At 70.1% G+C, this 19504-nt stretch carries 13 protein-coding genes; 4 read left to right on the top strand and 9 right to left on the bottom strand.

What is annotated here, in order from left to right; genetic code table 11:
* Positions 1 to 37: 37 nt before the first annotated feature.
* The 4 genes from SLUN_RS28130 to SLUN_RS28115 all read right to left on the bottom strand — a co-directional run bounded on the left by SLUN_RS28130 (position 38) and on the right by SLUN_RS28115 (position 8488).
* The gene (locus SLUN_RS28130; protein WP_108152791.1) at positions 38 to 244 is read right to left on the bottom strand and encodes an acyl-CoA carboxylase subunit epsilon; all 207 of its coding nucleotides are present in this window, start codon (positions 242 to 244) and stop codon (positions 38 to 40) included.
* Positions 245 to 291: 47 nt separating this feature from the next.
* On the bottom strand, positions 292 to 1878 hold the full coding sequence (locus tag SLUN_RS28125) for an acyl-CoA carboxylase subunit beta (protein ID WP_108152790.1): 1587 nt from the start codon (positions 1876 to 1878) through the stop codon (positions 292 to 294).
* 154 nt (positions 1879 to 2032) lie between these two features.
* Positions 2033 to 4357, bottom strand: a complete 2325-nt coding sequence (locus SLUN_RS28120) for a polysaccharide lyase 8 family protein (RefSeq protein ID WP_108154974.1) — start codon at positions 4355 to 4357, stop codon at positions 2033 to 2035.
* A gap of 276 nt (positions 4358 to 4633) precedes the next feature.
* Entirely contained in the window at positions 4634 to 8488 is a 3855-nt protein-coding gene (locus SLUN_RS28115) for an endo-alpha-N-acetylgalactosaminidase family protein (protein ID WP_108152789.1), read from the bottom strand.
* Positions 8489 to 8721: 233 nt separating this feature from the next.
* On the opposite strand from SLUN_RS28115, the gene SLUN_RS28110 reads away from it, so the two are divergent.
* Both SLUN_RS28110 and SLUN_RS28105 read left to right on the top strand, forming a co-directional pair.
* A complete protein-coding gene (locus SLUN_RS28110; protein WP_179955318.1) occupies positions 8722 to 9933 on the top strand; it encodes a glycoside hydrolase family 64 protein in 1212 nt (403 codons plus the stop codon).
* Positions 9934 to 10247: 314 nt separating this feature from the next.
* Positions 10248 to 10865 carry a YceI family protein gene (locus tag SLUN_RS28105; RefSeq protein ID WP_108152787.1) on the top strand — a complete coding sequence of 206 codons (618 nt, stop codon included), beginning with the start codon at positions 10248 to 10250 and terminating at the stop codon, positions 10863 to 10865.
* Positions 10866 to 10976: 111 nt separating this feature from the next.
* Here the strand turns inward: SLUN_RS28105 and SLUN_RS28100 are convergent, their stop codons facing one another.
* Together SLUN_RS28100 and SLUN_RS28095 are read right to left on the bottom strand one after the other, a co-directional pair.
* Positions 10977 to 12176 carry a S8 family peptidase gene (locus tag SLUN_RS28100; protein ID WP_108152786.1) on the bottom strand — a complete coding sequence of 400 codons (1200 nt, stop codon included), beginning with the start codon at positions 12174 to 12176 and terminating at the stop codon, positions 10977 to 10979.
* Positions 12177 to 12212: 36 nt separating this feature from the next.
* Positions 12213 to 12668, bottom strand: a complete 456-nt coding sequence (locus tag SLUN_RS28095) for an ATP-binding protein (RefSeq protein ID WP_108152785.1) — start codon at positions 12666 to 12668, stop codon at positions 12213 to 12215.
* A gap of 111 nt (positions 12669 to 12779) precedes the next feature.
* Here SLUN_RS28095 and SLUN_RS28090 point away from each other — a divergent pair, with 111 nt between their 5' ends.
* Together SLUN_RS28090 and SLUN_RS28085 are read left to right on the top strand one after the other, a co-directional pair.
* A complete protein-coding gene (locus SLUN_RS28090) occupies positions 12780 to 13604 on the top strand; it encodes a helix-turn-helix domain-containing protein (RefSeq protein WP_108152784.1) in 825 nt (274 codons plus the stop codon).
* Positions 13601 to 13822 (top strand): DUF397 domain-containing protein, encoded by a 222-nt coding sequence (locus SLUN_RS28085; RefSeq protein ID WP_108152783.1) that lies wholly within the window; start codon positions 13601 to 13603, stop codon positions 13820 to 13822. Before SLUN_RS28090 ends, SLUN_RS28085 begins: the two co-directional genes overlap by 4 nt.
* Here the strand turns inward: SLUN_RS28085 and SLUN_RS28080 are convergent.
* The 3 genes from SLUN_RS28080 to SLUN_RS28070 all read right to left on the bottom strand — a co-directional run bounded on the left by SLUN_RS28080 (position 13819) and on the right by SLUN_RS28070 (position 19504).
* Positions 13819 to 15153: a hypothetical protein gene (locus tag SLUN_RS28080; protein ID WP_108152782.1), complete on the bottom strand. Its 1335-nt coding sequence runs from the start codon at positions 15151 to 15153 to the stop codon at positions 13819 to 13821. The two genes, SLUN_RS28085 and SLUN_RS28080, sit on opposite strands and share 4 nt — an antisense overlap.
* Positions 15154 to 15344: 191 nt before the next feature.
* Positions 15345 to 18434, bottom strand: coding sequence for a glycoside hydrolase family 3 protein (locus tag SLUN_RS28075; RefSeq protein WP_108152781.1), 3090 nt, complete (start codon positions 18432 to 18434; stop codon positions 15345 to 15347).
* Between the two features lie 89 nt (positions 18435 to 18523).
* Positions 18524 to 19504, bottom strand: coding sequence for a LacI family DNA-binding transcriptional regulator (locus tag SLUN_RS28070; protein ID WP_108152780.1), 981 nt, complete (start codon positions 19502 to 19504; stop codon positions 18524 to 18526).

Genomic DNA, 19504 nt, shown 5'->3' with positions numbered 1-19504 from the left:
AGTGCGGGGCCCTCGCAAAGCGTCGGGCGGCGCGGGCTCAGCCCTGCCAGCTGTGGGCGGTGCGGAAGCCCGACTGGCGTTCCAGGCGGCGCCAGCCGGCCGTGGAGCGGCCGCGGTGGGTCGGGACCGCGTCGGGCTGCGCCGCCGCGCGGGCCAGCAGCACCGCGGTGATGGCGGCCAGCTCCTCGGGGTCGGCCTGGCCCTTCTCGACGCGCAGCAGCGAGGACTCGGCAGGAGTGCTCATGGGTGTCGGGGCTCCATTCGTTGTGGAGAGTTACAGCCTTCGCAGGATTACTGCGGCGGGTTGCCGTGCTTGCGCGACGGCAGGTCGGCGTGCTTCGTACGGAGCATCGCGAGAGAGGCGATCAGCACCTCGCGCGTCTCGGACGGGTCGATGACGTCGTCGACCAGGCCGCGCTCCGCGGCGTAGTAGGGGTGCATCAGCTCGGCCTTGTACTCCTTGACCATGCGGACGCGCATCGCCTCGGGGTCCTCGGCCTCCCCGATCTGCCTGCGGAAGATGACATTGGCGGCACCTTCGGCGCCCATCACCGCGATCTCGTTGGTCGGCCAGGCGTACGTGAGGTCCGCACCGATGGACTGGGAGTCCATGACAATGTAGGCACCGCCGTACGCCTTGCGCAGGATCAGCGAGATCCTCGGCACGGTCGCGTTGCAGTACGCGTAGAGCAGCTTCGCTCCGTGCCGGATGATTCCACCGTGCTCCTGGTCGACGCCCGGCAGAAAGCCGGGTACGTCCAGAAGGGTGATGATGGGGATGTTGAAGGCGTCGCACATCTGCACAAAGCGCGCGGCCTTCTCGGAGGCTTCGATGTCCAGGACACCGGCCAGGGACTGCGGCTGGTTGGCGACGATGCCGACCACCTGGCCGTCGAGCCGAGCCAGGGCACAGATGATGTTGCGCGCCCAGCGCTCGTGAATCTCGAGGTAGTCGCCGTCGTCGACGAGCTCCTCGATGACCTTGTGCATGTCGTACGGACGGTTGCCGTCCGCCGGTACCAGGTCCAACAGTACGTCCGAGCGCCGGTCGGCGGAGTCCTCGGCCTGGACGGTGGGCGGGTTCTCGCGGTTGTTGGAGGGGAGCATCGCCAGGAGGTAGCGGACCTCCGCGATGCAGGTCTCCTCGTCGTCGTACGCGAAGTGCGCGACGCCGGAGGTCTCGGCGTGGACGTCGGCGCCGCCGAGGCCGTTCTGGGTGATCTCCTCGCCCGTCACCGCCTTGACCACGTCCGGGCCCGTGATGAACATCTGCGAGGTCTCACGGACCATGAAAACGAAGTCGGTCAGCGCCGGTGAGTACGCCGCGCCGCCCGCGCACGGGCCGAGCATCACGCTGATCTGCGGGATGACACCGGACGCGCGGGTGTTGCGCTGGAAGATCCCGCCGTAGCCCGCGAGCGCCGAGACGCCCTCCTGGATACGCGCGCCCGCGCCGTCGTTCAGCGACACCAGCGGCGCACCCGCCGAGATGGCCATGTCCATGATCTTGTGGATCTTGGTGGCGTGGGCCTCGCCCAGCGCGCCGCCGAAGATCCGGAAGTCGTGCGCGTAGACGAAGACCGTCCGGCCCTCGACCGTGCCCCAGCCGGTGATGACACCGTCGGTGTACGGCTTCTTGGTCTCCAGGCCGAACCCGGTCGCCCGGTGCCGGCGCAGCTGCTCGACCTCCTTGAACGAACCCTCGTCCAGCAGCAGCGCGATCCGCTCGCGGGCGGTCAGCTTGCCCTTCGCGTGCTGCGCCTCGGTCGCACGGTCACTGGGGCCGCGCCGGGCCAGCTCACGCAGGGCGTGCAGCTCGGCCACGCGCCCACGCGCGTCACTCGGCTCGCTGGGGGCGGTCTCGTCCAAAACGGTCATGCATTGACCCTACGGATCCGACCAGGAAAACCACTCCGTCGACTCCGTACAGTCTCGGGACCCATCTCCTGTTCGCCTTGAACAGAACCGTCCCGCACCGCAGCCCTAGTACCAGCTCAGAGCGCCCAAGCTTTGTGGGAGTTCAACAAGGCGTTCACCTGAGAGCCACCTCACAGTGCTGAGTGGCTCCGGCGGCGGAGCCGGTGATCCGCAGCCGCAGCGACCGGCCGGTGGCGAGCACCTCGATCGATGCGTCCTTGCTGGTCACCTCGCGCACCGGGTGGTGCCAGGTGATCTCCAGGGGCGCTCCGGTGCGTGGCGGCTCGCTGATATGGAGCGAGGCCGTGCGGCGGTTGCTCCGAACGAGGGCACTCGCCGGGGCGGTTGCGGTGAGCGGACCCACCGTACCGGGCTGCCAGAAGTTCGCGGCGGTCAGTCCCAGCGAGCGGACCGCCACGGCCTGGCAGGCCTCGGTGTTGGCGAGGATCTCCAGCCGGCGCTCGTCCCGGGCACGGGCGGCGAGCGTGCGGCGGCTCGCGCCCGGCATCAGCAGATACGTGTACGAGGCGTCGGCCGGATCGGTGCCGTGGTCGAGCCAGAGGGTCTGGTAGCGGCGGGTGACCCGCTCGGTGGAGCTGGTGGTGTTGATGTCCGACCAGGCTCCGCCGCGCTCCTCGCGCAGGGTGCGCAGCCGCTCCGTACCGCCGGGGAAGACCCAGCCGCCGTGGCCTTCGAGGTGGGCCCAGCCGCGCCCGACGGTGAGCGCGTTGGTGCCGTCGGCGCCGAGGTTGCGGTTGTCGACGATGGTCTCGACGGGCGCTCCGTCGGTGCTGGTGATGCCCGCGCCGAGGCAGATGACCGCGTCGGCGGCGCAGAACCAGGACTTACGGGCCCGCAGGGTGGAGCCGAGGCCGAGCAGATGCTGGCCGACGGCCGCGAACTCGCCGTCGCTCGCGCCGCCGACCCACTTCACCGCGGGCTTGGGCGCGCCCCACTCGCCGCCCGCCCGGTCGGCAAGTCGTTTGGCCGACACGGTCGTTCCGGGCAGCCGGTAGTAGTCGACGGTCGGCCAGAACCAGTCGGTGTACTGGTCGCCGTGGTCCTCGCCGGGCCACCAGTAGAGCATTCCGGCACCGGTGTGCCAGCCGCGCGGATTCTCGCCGTTGCCGCACTCGTAGTACGAGATCCGCTCCGAGGCCATGGAGATGTTCGCGGCCCAGCCGGGCCGGCGGTGCACGGCCCGGTCCATCGAGGCGAAGAGCTGGTGGCCGACCGGCTCGGGCGCGGCAGGCACGGGCGCCGCGGCGACCGCGTGCAGCCGGGAGAGGTCGGCGACGCCGAACTGTCCGCCGGCGAGGATCGGCGTTGTGGTGTCCCGCTCGATCCAGCCCTTGATCCGGGCGTGCCAGCGGTCCCGCTCGGCGGCCGACGCCCCGCCCGCGAGCAGCGCGATCGCGGCGATCAGCCCCTGCCCGTGGAAGTGGTCGCTGCGCATGATCCTGCGGTCGTCGCTCTTGAGGTAACCCCGGCTGATGGCACGGCCGTTGACGCTGTCCATCATCAGGCCGTTGAAGATCAGGGGCGCGTACGCGCGCTCGACGCTGTCCAGGATGATCTGCCGGTTCGGGTCGGTGACGGCCCAGGTCGAGCCGGCGAGGAGGGCGAAGAGGCGGCCGAGGCCGTCCAGCATGACCTGTCCGTACGTGCCCGAGTAGGCGACCCAGGTGTGCTGGACGAACGAGCCGTCGGCGTAGAGACCGTCGCCCTTGGTCACGTACGGGAAGACGGGCGAGAGGGCGTCCCGGGCGAGCGCGATCTTGGCGGGGGCCTTGCCGAGGACGCCGCGCAGCGCGACGGAGCGGCAGAGGTCGACGCGGTTGGCGCCGGTGGAGGTGCCGCTGTAGCTGCCGAGCACGGAGTCGGGGACGAAGTGGTCGACGGCGGCGAAGGCGGCGTCGCGCTGCGCGGCGGTGAGCCGGCCGTGCAGGACGGCGACGATGTCCATGAGCAGGCGGGGGCTGCCTATCTGCCACTCCCACCAGTTGCCGTAGCGGGTGGTCGAGGGGTTGTAGATCGTCGCTGCGAGGTGGTCGAGGCCGCGGAGGATGCCGGCGAGCAGTCCGGCGTCACCGGTGAGGCCGGTGCCCTCCTGGGCGTACGCCTGGGTCATGGTCCACAGCCGGTTGTAGCTCTGGGTGATACCGGCGGGCGGGTTGAAGGTGTGGCCGGGCCACAGGGAGGTGTCGGTGGGCGCCATGGAGGCGCGGAATTCCGCGGCCAGCTTCCCGGTCTCGGCGAGGCGGGAGGCGTACGGCTCGGCGGTGGGGTCGTAGCCGGCTCCCAGGCTGATCTCGACCCAGCGCAGCCGCAGGGTCTCGAACTCGTCCGCCGCGGCCGCGTGTCCCGGAGAGGCGAGCGTGAGGGCGAGTGCGCTTGCACCCGTCGCGGCGAGGAACGTACGACGGGACCATGCGGGCACGTGCGGCACGGGAGCCTCCGGAACTGAAGTGGCGTAGACCGGTTGTCCGTTGGTGTAGCACGTCGATCGGGGCGGCTTCAATGGGCATGACAGCGGCTCGAGAAAGCGCTTGCCCCTCGGTTGGTTCGACACGAGGGGCAAGCGCGGCTCAGGTCACCCCCACGGGGCTCGCTCCGCCCCGGACCCCGCGCCTCAATCGCCGGCGGGGCTGAAATATCAGCCCGTCCGGCGATTGAGGACGGACCCGTCGGGTGGAGGCCGGTGCGTTTGTCGCAGTCACCCGCCACAGCGGAAACGCGCACTGCCCCAGTCGGCGTGATCGTTGCCGTTCCCGTCGCCGCCGTCAGCGGCGACCAGATCGACATACGTGGCGCCGGAGACGTCCGCGGTCAGCGACCACGCGGCGTCGGCGGCCTTCAGGACCGGGGACTTCACCTTCTCGCTCCCGTCCGCCAGCACGCTGAACCGCACGCTGCCGCGCGACACCTGGACATCGTCGACGCCCACCTCGGCGGTGAAGGAGGTGCACTTCCCGCCCAGGTAGTAGCGGACCCTGGCCGGGGCGTGGGAGCCGAGGCCCTTGGCGTACGCCACTCCCCCGATCTTCAGCGGGCTGCCGTCACCGCTCCCCTGCTCGCCGTTGGAGAGATCGCGCTCGACCGGCCCCCAGCCGTTCTCGGCGGCCGTCCAGTCGATGTCGCTCGCCCAGGCATCGGCGGTGGGCGGCGGCGGAAGGGTGCGTACGGACGTCTGCGCGCCGAGCTTCCGGGACGCCCCACCCACCGTGTACGTGGCCGCCGAACTCACCGTGTACGTCCGGTACTCGGCGTCCACCGGCGGCGTGACCTGCCAGCTGCCCGTGACCTTCGTACCGGGCTCGACCGAATCGAAGGAGACCGGACCCGCGGGCTCGGCCGTCCACCCCTCGGGCAGCGCCAGGCTCAGCTCCACACCGCTCGCCGGCTGGGCCTCGAAGTTGGTGAAGGTGGCCTTGACCTCGTTCTTCCGGCCCGGCTCCAGGGTCTCCCCCGCCGCCAGGCTCAGCGTGCCGCACGCCGCCCGCTCGCCCGCCGGGCCGAGGTCGGTGACGGTGAAGCCGTCCAGGACGAAGTCCGCGCCGTCCGGGGCGTCCCCGCGCTTGCGCAGCCCGGTCCAGGTGTCACCGCAGCCCGCCGTGACGGTCTCGGTGAAGTGGCCGGTCGTCCTCTGCTGCCCGATCGGCGTACGGCGGGTCTCGACGGAGGCCGGGATTCCGTCGGCGCCGATGCGGTCGTAGCCGGTGACCCACTCGTACGCGGCCGCGTGGCTCGACTGGTAGTCGTACCCGACCTTGTAGCTGTGCCCGTTCTTCATGGGCACGGTCCAGGGCGCGCTGCGATAGACCAGACCGGAGTTCTCCTCGTGGGACTTGAGGGACTCGGCCCCGCCCAGCACATCGTCGACGAGCTTCCCGTTCCAGCCTGCCTGGGTGTACGGGGCGTGCTTCTGCGCGATGTGGGTGCGGGGGTCGGTGACGCCGCCCGCATCGCCCTTGAGGAAGGGGCCCCAGCCCTGGTCGACGGCCTCGAAGTCCTCGTACACGACCGTGCCCGGCTTGCTCGCAGGGGCGTTCCTGACGACGCGTACGTCGTCGATCCGCACCGCCGCCGGGCTCCCTCCCGCCGCCTCGGCCTTGAGCGTGGTGCCGCCGCTCGGCGCCGTGAAGCTGACCTTGGCGCGCTGGAAGTAGGTGCCGTGCCTGTCGGACGCCGCGACCAGGTCCTTCGCGGTCGACCGCTCGACGGCCACGGACGCGCCGCCCGCGGACAGGGTCGTACGGCGCTCCTTGCCCGGCTGGACCTCGATCCAGGCGGACGCGGTGTACCGGGCGCCGGGCGTGAGCCCGGTCAGCCGCTGCGAGAGGGACGCGGCGGCGGTGCCGCTCAGTACGGCGCTGTTGCGGCCCTGACCGTCGGTGTCACGGGCGACCGTGCCCCGCTTGGACCAGTCGCCGAGACCGGCGTCGTTGAAGCCGGGGTCGGCGACCGCGCCGCCCTCGCCCCACTGGGGGTCCTGCCCTGCGGGCGCGCGGTCCGGGTAGAGGACGTACGGCTGCCCGGCGGCCGCGGTCAGCGTGATCTTTCCGTCCACGGGCCGTACGGTCCCGGTCCTCACGCGCCCGTTGTCGTCAAGCTTGTACACGGTGTAGGACGAGGCTCCGGTCACAGCCCAACTGCTCGTACCACCGGCCTTGTTGTAGTGGTACAGCTTCTTGCCGCCGTCCCACGGGAGCAGATAGCGCTCGCCGTCCAGGACCGTGCGGCCGTGATCGTAGAAGGTCCGGCGGCCGTCCGCGACGGTGCCGCGCACGCCGCCCGTGAAGCTGACGTCGTTCCCGTTCCAGCGGGTGATCTGCTCCTGCTGGAGGTACTTGGCGGGCAGATCGCGCTGCCAGACATTGTCGTAGAAGGCGTTCCAGTCGGTCTCCCCGGTCCAGCCCTCGAAGTCCTCCAGGGCGCTCTGGCCGAGGACCGGGTGGTCGTTCCAGACGTCCTTCTCGCCGTTGCGTATGAATCGGATGATCTGGGAGTTGAGGCCCTTGTTGGTGGCCCCGCCGTAGTTCAGGTCGTTGGCCCAGTGCGACCAGAGCGAGGCCCGCTCGAACTTGTCGGCCCACTCGGTGCCGACGTGCCAGCCCTGCTTCTGCACGGCCTGCATCGTCTTGTCGGCGATCCAGCCGTGTGTGTAGTAGACGTCGATGTAGAGGAAGGAGAGGTTGCGGTCGGTCTCGTCCCTCAACTGCTGGAATCTGCGTGCCAGATCACCGCTGTTGATGTCGCGGCGCTGGTCGATGTAGTAGCTCTGGTTCAGCCAGTTCCAGCCGGGCCTGGTCTTGTCGACGAGGCTCTCGCTGAAGTGCCGCGCCTCGGGGTACGACTCGGTGGCATTGACGTGCACGCCGAAGGTCGCGCCCCACTTCCTGCCGTCCTTCAGCAGGGTGTTGAGGTCGGTGAGCCCGCCGGCGCGCTTGTTGTAGTTGCCGCCGTAGTCGGGGTGCGCGGAGTCGTGGCCCTCGGAGCCGTACCCCTTGAGCACCGCCAGCTGCCCGAGCCCGTCCGTCGCGAGCGAGATCCGCTTGACGTCGTCGAGGGTGCGCAGGAAGGGGTGGGTGGCCTGGCTGGCGAAGTTGAACGGGATATGGGTGATCACCCGGTCGGGAGTCTGCTCGCTCCCCGGCGCCCTGACCCCGATCGAGCGGAAGGCGACCGCGCCGTCCTGCCAGTCGACCTTCTGGTCGCCGTTGGCGTCGGGCGTGACGACGACCTTCGCCCAGGGGAGGTCCTTGCCGCTCTCCGGGCCGGGGGCGCCGCTGCCCCGGTAGGTCCACTGGCCCGACCGGACGCCGACGCGGGTGCTGCCGTCCGCGGCCTTGCGGGCCTGGTGCCAGAAGCGGGCGTCGTCTCCGCCGGTCGCGCCGCTCGGCCGGTCGTAGCTGGAGTTGGACTCGACGGCGGCGGCCAGCTGTCCCGTGTTGACCAGGGCGTACGAGGCGCCGACCGGTGCGGCGTCCGCCGCCGTCCCGTCCGTCACCGCTGCGAAGACATCGGCGGTCCTGGTGGAGTCCGGGTCGAGCCGGGTGAACGCGGACGCCGCCGAGGGGTCCGTACTGCCGACCGAGACGAGGTCATGGCCGGGGATGTCGATGGTGCCGAGGCGGAAGGCCTCGGTGTCGCGGACGGCGGTGACCTTGAAGGTCGTCGTCCGGCCGGAGACGGTGAGCGCCGCGTCGATCTCGACGCCGGGCAGATCGGCGAAGCCGAGGGTGTACGCGGCGCTCGACGCCCCGATGGCCGGCGCGCCCTTCAACCGCACGGCGTACGCCTTGCCGTTGAGGGTCACCGCGGTCACCGGGGCCGTGCTCCCGAGGAGCTCGGCCCCGCTCGCGCGGTCGGTGTACGAGACCACCCTCGGGAAGTCCGTGGCGACGGCGACCGAGAGCTGGGCGGAGGTGATGACCGCGGGGGCTTCGTCCTCGGCCGCGGCGCTCGCCCGCGCGGGGACGGCGGCGGCCGGGAGTGCGGTCCCGGCCAGGGCGAACACGGCGGATGAGGCGGCAGCGAGCGCGCACGCCGTACGGAATCTACGTGGCATGGGGACTGAGTAGTCCTCCGCTCTCACCACCGTCAATGACGTCGGACCCCGAGACGACCAGCAGTCCAACAACCTCCTCCCGTAAGTCCAAGTCCCCTCCGGAAGCGTCAACTTATGAATCGGCCAAGAAACTGAGAGCGCTCTCAGTCACATCTATTGACGCCCGTCCCGGCCGTGGCGAGAGTGGTTGATCCCCTCACAAGTACAGGAGTTCATCCGTGATATCCCGCAGAATGTTCCTGTCCGGCACCGCCGCAGCAGCGACGGCGCTCAGCTACCCCGCATGGGGAAGCGCTCTCAGCCCCCACGCCAAGGCCGCGCCCCCCACCTGCGAACTGGCCCTGGAGAACAAGTCGTTGCCCGGCACGGTCAACGCCTACGTCACCGGCCACGAGCAGGGCACCGGCCGCTGGGTGCTGCTCCGCCCCGGCGGTGGCGTCTACTACCCAGAGTCCCCCTCGGCCCCGCAGACCCCGCTCCCCGTCGACTGCGCCATCCCCCTGCGCCCGGCGGGCGCGGGCCCGGTGGTGCTGACGCTGCCCCAGATGTTCGGCGCCCGCGTCTACTTCGTACGCGACAGCAAGCTGGACTTCTTCGTCAACCCCGGGCCCGCCCTGGTCGAGCCGGCCTTCGCGACCTCCACCGACGCCAACTACCGCCGCGTCTGGTCCTTCGCGGAGTTCACCTTCAATCCGACGCAGCTGTACGCCAACATCAGCTACGTCGACCTGGTGACCGCGCTCCCCATCGGCCTCACCCTCACCGGCGACGCCACCCACACGGTCGCGGCGCTCCCGAACGGCGCGCTGCAGAAGATCGCCGACGGCCTTCTCGCCCAGGCGGGCCGCGACGGTCAGCCCTGGGACAAGCTGGTCATCCGGGACTCCGGCGGCCAGGTCCTGCGGGTCATCTCGCCGCAGAACCTGATGGCGCCGTTCTTCGACCGCCCGAACGAGATGCCCTTCCGGAACGTATTCGACGGCTACATCAACCAGGTCTGGGACAAGTACCGGTCCACCGATCTGCGGATCGACCTGCAGGGCGGGCGCGGTGTACGCACCGGGCGCGTCAGCGGTGACGTCATGACCTTCACGGGCGGCCACGCCTTCCCCAAGCCGTCGTCGAAGGACATCTTCACCTGCAACCACGGGCCGTTCGCCAACAACCCCGGTGATCCCGACGACAAGAAGGGACTGCTGGCGAGGCTGGCGGCGGGCTTCAACCGGACGACGCTGCTGACGCATCCGGACCAGCCGAACGGGGCGACGGCGGCGGACTACTACCGGGATCAGGCGACGAATCACTGGTCGCGGGTCGTCCACGCGAACACGCCGATCGGGTATGCGTTCCCGTACGACGACGTGCGGCCGGACGGGCAGCCGGACGTATCGGGCGCGGCGCACGACGGCAACCCGGCGAGGTTCACGCTGACGGTGGGTTCCTGAGGGGCCCAGGCCCTTGCTGGGGCTCCGCCCCGGACCCCGCTCCTCACAAACGCCGGACGGGCTGACTTTTCAGCCCGTCCGGCGTTTGAGCACACAGCCCGAGACGAGCGCGAGCACGCCGAGAGCCGAGCGGATTCTCATGGCAGGTGGAGCAGACAGATGGTGCCCGAGCTCTACGTGCGTCGGTCAGAGGGCCTCTACGACGTTGGAGTGAACCTCCCGAGAAGATGTTGAACTTTGAAGGGAATGCATCTACAGTCGAGCTCGTTAAAGATTAAACAATCGCGATACTGCGTCCCCCTAAGGAGTGCGTCATGGGTCTCTTCAACCGCAAGGCCGACACCACCGGCACCACCACCGCCACCATCGAGGTGGACCCGGCGCTCGTGGCGCTGACCGGCGACTACACCATCGACCCCGCCCACAGCAGCATCGGCTTCACCGTCCGCCACGCCATGGTCACGAACGTCCGCGGCTCCTTCGGCGAGTTCGAGGGCAAGCTGCAGCTGAACGGCACGGACCCGCACCACTCCACCGCCGAGATCGACGTCAAGATCGCCAGCGTCGACACCGGCATCGCGGACCGCGACAACCACCTGCGCACCGGAGACTTCTTCGAGGCGGAGAAGTTCCCGACGATGACGTTCCGCTCCACTCACGCGGAGCAGCTCGGCGGCGACAAGTACCGCATCACCGGTGACCTGACGATCAAGGACGTCACGCGCCCGCTCTCCATCGACCTGGACTTCAACGGTTCCGCCACCGACCCGTACGGCAACGAGCGCGTCGGCTTCGAGGGCAGCGCCGATATCCTGCGCTCCGACTGGGGCCTGGGCTGGAACGCGGCGCTGGAGACCGGCGGCGTCCTGGTCGGCGACAAGGTCAAGCTGCTCTTCGACATCTCCGCGATCAAGGCCGCCCCGCAGGCCTGATCCCCCGGGCCAGACCCCGCTCAGGCCCCCGACACCCGCACACCCCACGAGCGCGCCCGCCCTGCCGTCCACCGCGGCCGGGGCGGGCGCTCGGTCATGAGCCCGTCGTGTTCAGAGAACGTCGGTGAAGAGGAGCTTGTTCGGCGAGCCGCCGGTGACCTTGGACAGGAGGTCCTTGGTGGACTGGTCGTCGAGGAAGCCGGCGACCTCCGCCGGAGGTGCCGTCGGGTGCGCCGCCGTGTAGAGCGCCGCCACACCGGCGACGTGGGGAGAGGCCATGGACGTGCCGTCCAGGGCTACGCTGCCGCCGCCGAGCTTGGCCGAGACGATGGCGGCGCCGGGCGCGTAGAGGGACAGACACGCGCCGTAGTTGGAGAAATCGGTCTCCTCGTCGTAGCTGTTGGTCGCGCCGACGGTCACCACGCTGTCCGCGGACGCGGGCGAGACATTGCAGGCATCCGCCGACTCATTGCCCGCGGCGACGACCGGCAGGACGCCGCTGTCCGAGAGGGCGTTGGCGGCGTTGTTCACGGCGACGGACTTCGCTCCGCCGAGCGAGGCGTTGAGCACGGCCGGCCGCTTGGCGTTGGCGGCCACCCAGTCGAACCCGGCGATGACCCCCGACAAGGTGCCCGAGCCCTGGCAGTCGAGGACCCGGACGCTGACCAGGGAGACGTTGCGCGCCACGCCGTACGTCGCGCCTCCGACGGTGCCCGCCACATGGGTGCCGTGGCCCTCGCAGTCCTTCCCGGCGCCGCCGTCCCCGACGGCGTCGTAGCCGAACGTGGCGCGACCGCCGAACTCGGTGTGGGCGTAGTCGATTCCGGTGTCGAGGATGTACGCGGTGGCGCCCTTGCCGTTGCCCTGTGTGGTGAAGGCACCGTCGAGCGGCAATGCGGACTGATCGATCCGGTCCAGCCCCCAGGACGAGGCCGGCGCCCGGGTGTCGCCGGGCGTGGACCCCAGCGCCCTGACCGTGGCGTCCTGCTCGACGGCCTCGACCCCGGGGGTCGCCCGGATGTTCTTCAGCTGAAGCGGGCTGAGCGCGGCGGCGAATCCGCGCATCGCCGACGTGTAGGTGAAGCTGGGCTTCACGCCGACCCGGCCCATCATCTCTTCCGAGTTCATGGTCTTGCTGAGGGTCACGATGTAACGGCCCGGCAGGGCGTTCGCCGAGCGGTACAGCGGGGCGAGGGTGGGTTCGGTGTCGGAGGCGGACTGGGCAGCGGACGCGGACAGCGGTCCGGTCGTCACCAGGGCAGCGGTGACGGCTGCGGCCGCGAAGGCTCTGAGCCTCGTTCTGTTTGACATGCGGCCGAGACAACATGACCAGACGATCATGAGCAATTACCTGGCGTAGCGATTCGCTACTTTCGGTAGTGAACTCGAACAGCACCCCGCAGCGAGAGCAAACTCGCACCACACCCTTTTGCCGGGGCAGCGCTCCCCGACCCCCCACTTGTCCGCCAGCGCCGCGACCAGGACGAGCCCGCGGCCGCCCTCACCCTCCGGATGCGGCGGCGACAGCCGAACGCACCCGTCGCCACTGTCGTGGATCTCGACGCGCAGGATGCCGTCGGCATGCAGGAACAGGTGCAGCCGGAAGCCGCGGCCGGGCGGGACGCCGTGCAGAAGAGCATTGGTGGCCAGCTCGCTCACACAGAGCAGTACGTCGTCCACCCTGTCGGCCACGCTCCAGTCCGCGAGGGCCCGGCGGGTGAAGTCCCTGGCTGCGGAAACGCATCGGCGGTCCCGCCGGTAGAACGCCTCACGGAAGTACGGAAGTTGGGGTTCGTCGACCATGCCGCCACTGTCACAGGGAGTCACTACGATGGATCAGTGCGTCAGGTCGTACAGCGGAGTTGTACGACTCGTGACGGGTCGTACGCGTCCCGTGACGGGAAAGGGGAGCGCATGCACCCAGCGAAAAGGACCAAGAGGGTCACCTCTTGGCATGTGATCGGCGCCCAGCTCGGCGCGTTCCGCAAGGCGGCCCGGATGACCCAGGCGGAGCTGGCGACCCAGTTCTGCGTGGGCGAGGACACGATCGCCTCGATCGAGCAGGGGCGGAGACCGCTGAAGCTGGATCTGGCGATCGCGCTCGATGAACTGCTGGATACGAAGCGGGCGTTGCAGACGGCGGTGGACAAGGTCCCGGAGCGGGAGCGGTTCCCTGCGTTCGCCCAGGATTTCGTCGAGCACGAGCAGGAGGCCTTGACCCTTCTCTCGTACCAGAACCAGGTTGTACCTGGGCTGCTTCAGACCGAGGAGTACGCCCGCGCGGTGTTCGGCTGCCTGTATCCGCCAATCACCGTGGGGGAGGCCGAGGAACGGCTCTCGGCGCGGCTCGACCGGCAGCGGCTCTTCGAGCGCGCGCCCTGGCCACCGATGATGAACTTCCTACTGGAGGAGGTGATACTCCACCGGCCCATCGGAGGCCGTCACGTCCTCCGTGAGCAGAACCGGCATCTGCGGCGCTGCGGCGAACTCCCCTTCCTGGGGCTCCAGATCATCCCGACGAGCCGTGAGAAGCACGCCGGGCTCAATGGCCCCATGGTGCTGCTGGAGACACCCGGACACGATCAACTGGCGTATATGGAAGGGCAACGGGTCAGCTTCCTCGTCGATGACCCCGACGAGGTCAGTGTCCTCCAGCAGAAATATGGGATGCTGCGGTCACAGGCCCTTACCCCCGAGGAGAGCATGGGCCTGCTGGACGATCTGCTAGGAGACTCATGAACTGGTTCAAGTCCAGCTACAGCAGCGACCAAGGCGGCGACTGCGTCGAAGTCGCCTACGACTGGCGTAAGTCCAGCTATAGCGGCGACGAAGGCGGCGACTGCGTCGAGGTCGCCGCGCACCCCCTCGCCGTGCACATCCGCGACTCCAAGAACCTCACCGGGCCGGTCCTCACCGTCACCCCCCAGGCCTGGGCCGCCTTCGTCGACGGCCGCTAGAAACCGCCGCCTCCGTCGAATCCGCCGCCGCCACCCCAGTCTCCGCCGCCGCCGAAGCCGCCTCCGCCGAAGTCGGACGAGCTGAAGTCGGCGCCGGAGTAGTCGCCGCCGCTGAAGTCACCGCCGCCGTAGTCGGCCGCGTACGCCGGGGTGGAGAGCATGGTGCCGAGCAGCGTGCCCGCCAGCAGGCCGGGCAGCAGGCCGCCGCCGAAGTAGCCGCCGGCCCAGGGGCCGTACGCCGGTCCGGCCTCCCAGTACGGGCGGCGGCCGGAATCCGTCTCGACCGTACGGGCCATCGGGTCCTGGCCGTCCTCCAGCCGGGCCGCGTCCGCCGCGCAGACCGGGACCTCGCGGCCGTGACCGCCCGCCGGGGTCCAGGTCATGTCGGTGGTCGACAGGCCGTGGCGGGGGTCGAAGAAGCAGGGTGGGCGGCGTTCCGGCACGGCCTCGCCCGTACGGCGGGCGTCCAGGACCGCGAGTGAGTACCGGCCGTCCTCCAGCGCCTGGGTGACCCCCCGGACGTCACTGGGGTGTTCGGCGGCGCCCATCTTGGACTTGGCGTTGTCGTACGAGTCGAGCGCGCGTTCGTAGTCGGCACGCATCGTGTCGTCCGCGCCCTTCTCCGAGGGGTGGAAGTCCAGGCGGTCCAGCTCCTCGCCGAAGGCGGTGATGTCCTCGTCGACGACGACACGGAGCTTGTCGAGGGCGGCGCGCTCCTCCTCGGCCTTCCTCATGCGCTTGCGGCGGACGATGGTGTAGGCGCCCGCGCCGCCCGCGACCACGACGGCGCCGAGTGCGATCAGGGAGCCGGTGTTCGCGCCCTCGTCGGGGCTCGCGCCCCAAGAGGACGGGGCGCTGCCGCCGACCTGGGGCAGGGCCTGGTCGACGAAGTTGTTCAGCTGGGTGGCGGCGTCGGCGCCGGGGGGCGTCTTCACTGCCGTGACCAGGTTCTGAACGGCCTGGTTGGTCATCACGCTGCGGTCCGCGCCGGCGTTGAAGCCGTCGCCGAGGCGGACGGCGTAGAGGCCGGTGACGCCGGTCTCGGTACGGAGGTTCCGCAGGACCGAGTCGGCGGGGAACTCGGCGCCGGTGGGCAGGACGGCCACGAAGACCGGCTTGTCCGCGTCCTTGATCTTGTCCGCGAGGGCGGTCGCGTCGGCCTTGGAGAGCTGGCCGGAGGCGCGGGGGTCGACGTACACCGGGCTCTCCTTGAGTGCCTCGGCGGCGGCCTCGGGGCCGGTGGCGGCCTGCGCTTCCGGCGCCGCGACGAGGGCGGTGGCCGAGAAGGCGAGCAGCAGACCGGACAGTGCGGTGAGCAGCCTGGTCTTCATACTGTCGACGCTACCGGAATGGGGGCGTTTCCGGACAAGCGGGGGCGGGTTTCTTGGGGGCGCTGCGGTACGGCTGGGTGCCGCCCTTGCCGGGGCTCCGCCCCGGACCCCGCTCCTCAATCGCCGGAGGGGCTGAAAGTCAGCCCGTCCGGCGATTGAGGACACGCCCGAAGGGCGTACGGGCCCTGGGATCAGCCCGCCCGGTACGCCGCCGTCAGCTTCGCCACCGCCCCCGTGACGTCCCCGCCCAACAACAGGTGGTCCGCGTCGGCGAACGGCTTCGCCACCGCCTCCGTCACGCGCTGTCCGATCTTCTGCTGGGCGATCAGCCGGGCCTGGGACACCACCGCCCTCGCCTCCGGCGAATCCGCGCGGCCCGCCGCCTCGAGAAGCTTCGCCGCGAGGGCGAGCGCCTTGAGGGTGAGTTCGCCGCCCGCCGGCGGCTTCGCCAGCGTGGTCAGGCCCCAGCCGTACGGGTACTGCGGGTCGTACGACGTGTCGCCGACGTTGATCGGCAGCTGTGCCGCCGACTTCGGCCAGGTCACCGGGAGCTGCCCGGTGAAGGCGCGCTTGCCGTAGAGGACGTCCGCGACACCGTCGCCCTCCGTGCCCGGCAGCCAGGAGGCGACGAGCGCGTCCATGTCGCCGAGGCGGTCGCCGATGAGCTGCGGGCGGCCGGAGACGATCAACACTGCGCACTTCATCGCCGAGCAGACCTTGTCGACCGCGGCCTTGTCCGCCGCGCTCAGCTCCAGGTCATGGCCGTTGCCGACGTCGCCGATGCCCTCGGCGTACGGGGTCTCGCCGACCACGACCACGCCGACGTCGTGGCCGTCGGTGGGCGCGGAGGCGTCCTTGGAGTAGGTGAGGGCCGCGTCGGGCGCGGCCTTCTTCATGCCCTCCAGGATCGTCGTACCCGTGGTGATCTTTCCGGAGGAGCCCTGCCAGCTGATGGTCCAGCCGCCGGCCTGGTTGCCGAGGTCGTCGGCGTTGGACCCGGCGACGTACACCTTCTGGGACGGCTTCAGCGGCAGCACCGCGCCGTCGTTCTTCAGTAGGACCTGGGACTTGGCCGCCGCCTCGCGGGCGACCGCGCGGTGTTCGGCCGAGCCGATCCTGTCGGCGTTGGCGGTGTCGGCGTAGGGCTTCTCGAAGAGGCCCAGGTCGAACTTCTGCGTCAGGATGCGGGCGACCGCGTCATTGATCCGGGCCTCGCCGATGCGGCCAGCCGTCACCTCGTCCCGCAGGGTCCTGTGGAAGTCCGGGTAGGCCGTCGGGACCATGATCATGTCGAGTCCGGCGTTGATCGACGTACGGACGTCGCTCGCGTAGTCGCCGGGGATCTGGTCGATCGCCTGCCAGTCGCTGATCACAAAGCCCTTGAAGCCCATGCGGTCCTTGAGGACGTCGTTGATCATCTCCGCACTGGCGTGCATCTTCACCGGGCCCTCGGTGTCGCCGAGGATGTCCAGCGAGGAGTACGACGGCATCACCGTGCCGGTGCCGCGCTTCACCGCCTCCGCGAACGGCGCGAGGTGTACCGCTTCCAGCTCCTGCCGGGTGACCTTGGTGATGCCCTGGTCGATCGTGTACGAGCCGGTGGAGGACGAGCCGTACTCCGTACCGCCGTCGCCGACGAAGTGCTTGGCGGTGGCCAGTACCTTGTCGTTGCGGTCCAGGTCCTTGCCCGAGGGCGAGCCCTGCATGCCCTTGATCACGGTCTCCATGGCGGTGACCAGGGCAGGGTCCTCGCCGAATGCCTCGTAGGAGCGGCCCCAGCGCTCGTCGCGCGTGACGCAGAGGCAGGGCGCGAAGTCCCACGGAATGCCGGTGGCGCGTACTTCCTTCGCCGTCACCGCGCCGGTCTTCTCGGCGACGGCCGGGTCACGGGTGGCTCCGATGCCGATGTTGTGCGGCATGATCGTCGACCCGATGACGTTGTTGTGGCCGTGCACCGCGTCCACGCCGTAGATCAGCGGGATCTGGAACCGGGTTGCCTGGGCGCGCAGTTGGTATGCGTCGACCATCTTCGCCCATGCCTCGGGGGCGTTCGGCGTGGGCACCGAGCCGCCGCCTGAGAGCAGTGAGCCGAGGTCGTACGTGGCGATGTCGCCCTGGGACTTGAGCGCGTTGCGCTCGGCCTGGGTCATCTGACCGGCCTTCTCCGCGAGCGTCATCCGGGAGAGGAGGTCGGCGACGCGCTTCCTCACCGGAAGGCGGGAGTTGAGATACGGCAGGCCGTGGGCGTCCACGACGACCTGCGGGTTCTCGGCCGGGGCCTTGGCGCCGGTGACCGTGAGCTTCAGCGGGATCGTCTCCGCGGACTCGGCCGCGCTGTCCTTCTTCGTCGTGACGGCGACGGTCTCGGACGTGCCGGAGGCCGTACCGGCCGGGAAGGTGACCGTGCCGGAGACCGGCGCGTAGTCCTTGCCGGACTCGGCGCTGCCGCCCTCGGTGGTGTACGCGACGGTGACGGGCTCGTCGATCGGTCCCGATCCGGTGGTGGCGACGGAGATCTTCACCTGGGCGGTGCCGCCCTCGTCGACCGGGTACACGGCAGCGCCGGTGATGACCTTCGCCGTCAGCGTCGGGTCGGCCTTCCCGTACAGCTCGACGCCGTCCATCGCGAACTTCCCGGGCGCGCCGGTCGGCAGGGTGAGCGCGTAACCCCACATCTCGTTGAGGCCGAGGATCTGGTCGATGCCGCCCACCGGCTGGTAGTCGGCGCGGTAGACGAAGTCCGCGAAGGGGATCTCGACGAGGTGCCAGCCCTCCCAGTCGTCGGTGAAGGACGTCGTCCACAGCTCGGAGGCCTCGCCGTTGGCGCCGCCGTCCTTGAGCTCGAAGTTGATGCGCTTGCCGGAGCCGGGAGGCAGGGGGGCGGTGTTCTGTCCGTACCACCAGAACCGGATGCCCTTGTGCGCGGTCCAGTCGTGGGCGGGCTTGTCGAACGCGAAGTCGTGGGTGAGTCCTCCCCAGCCGCTGATGTCGTAACTGCCTTCGAGGACCTTGGCGCCCTCGGGGGCGTCGGCGCGCTCCTTCAGCTCCAGCCTGGGCTGGTCGTCGGCGTCGCTGCCCCAGGTGAAGAGACCTTCGGCCGGGGGGGTGGCGAAGGGGACCTCTCCCTCGAAGCGGTCCACGAGGACGGGGGCGGGGTCGTCGGCGGCGGCACTGACGGGTGCGGCGCCGCCGAGGAGACCGGTGAGAACTGCGCTCACGGCGAGCGCGGCGGTACCGGCTCGGGTTCTGAAGCGGGTGCGCATGCGGGTGCGGGTGGGCATTTGCGGCTCCTTCGGTGCGGGGGCGGGCAATTTCAGCCCCGCCGGCGTTTGAGGCACGGGGTCCGGGGCGGAGCCCCGGCAAGGCCCCGTCATGGCATCGGCGCTGATCGGCGGACGATCAACTCCGTTGGGAGGACGACCGGTTCGTCCGGCGCGGCCTCACCGCCGAGGTGGGCCAGCAGCATCCCGGCCGCCCGCTCGCCCATCTCCCGCATGGGCTGACGGACGGTGGTCAGCGGGGGCTCGGTGTGCTCGGCCATGGGGATGTCGTCGAAGCCGACCACGGCGATGTCGTCGGGCACGGAACGGCCCGCCGAGCGCAGCGCCCGCAGCGCGCCCGCCGCGCTGAGGTCGTTGTGCGCGAAGACCGAGTCGAAGTGCCTGCCCGTGGCGAGTTGCCGCTCCACCGCGAGCCGTCCCGACAACTCGGTGAAGTCGCCCTCGGCGATCAGTTCGGTCGGCAGGACCTCGAGGAATCCCTTGAGCCGGTCGGCCACGCAGCCGAAGTGGCGGCGGCCGGTGATGATCAGGGGGCGGCTGCGGCCGGCGGCGAGCAGATGGCGGGCGGCCGAGGCGGCGCCTTCGCGGTTGGTGGTGGCCACGGACGGGAATTCCGGGTGGTGGCCGCGGTCGTCGATGAGGACGACCGGGAGTCCCTTGCGGTGCATCGCGGTGATGGTGCCGAGGGTGTTCTCGGGTTCGATCACGAGGAGCCCGTCGAAGGCGCGGGCGGAGACCTGGCTGGTGAAGTGCTCGACGGACTCGGCGCCGCGGTTGCAGGTGAAGAGCAGCAGTCCGTAGCCGGCGGCCTCGACCGTGTCGACGACTCCCTGGAGGACCGCGCCCATCCACGGCCAGGTGAGCGGGGGCGTCAGCATGCCGACCGTACGGCTGCTGCCACGGGCCAGACCGACGGCGCCCGAACTGGGCACATAGCCGAGGCTTGCGATCACTTCACGAACGCGGGTGGCCGTGCCGACGTCGACCTCGCCCTTGGTGTTGATGACGCGGGACACGGTGGTCTTGCTGACACCCGCCTCACGTGCGACGTCGGCGATCGTGACGGGCAT

Origin of the sequence: Streptomyces lunaelactis, from assembly GCF_003054555.1 — a bacterium.
Taxonomy (GTDB): Bacteria; Actinomycetota; Actinomycetes; order Streptomycetales; family Streptomycetaceae; genus Streptomyces; species Streptomyces lunaelactis.
The sequence above is the reverse complement of the archived record's forward strand: the minus strand, read 5'-3'. Positions and strand labels throughout refer to the sequence as shown.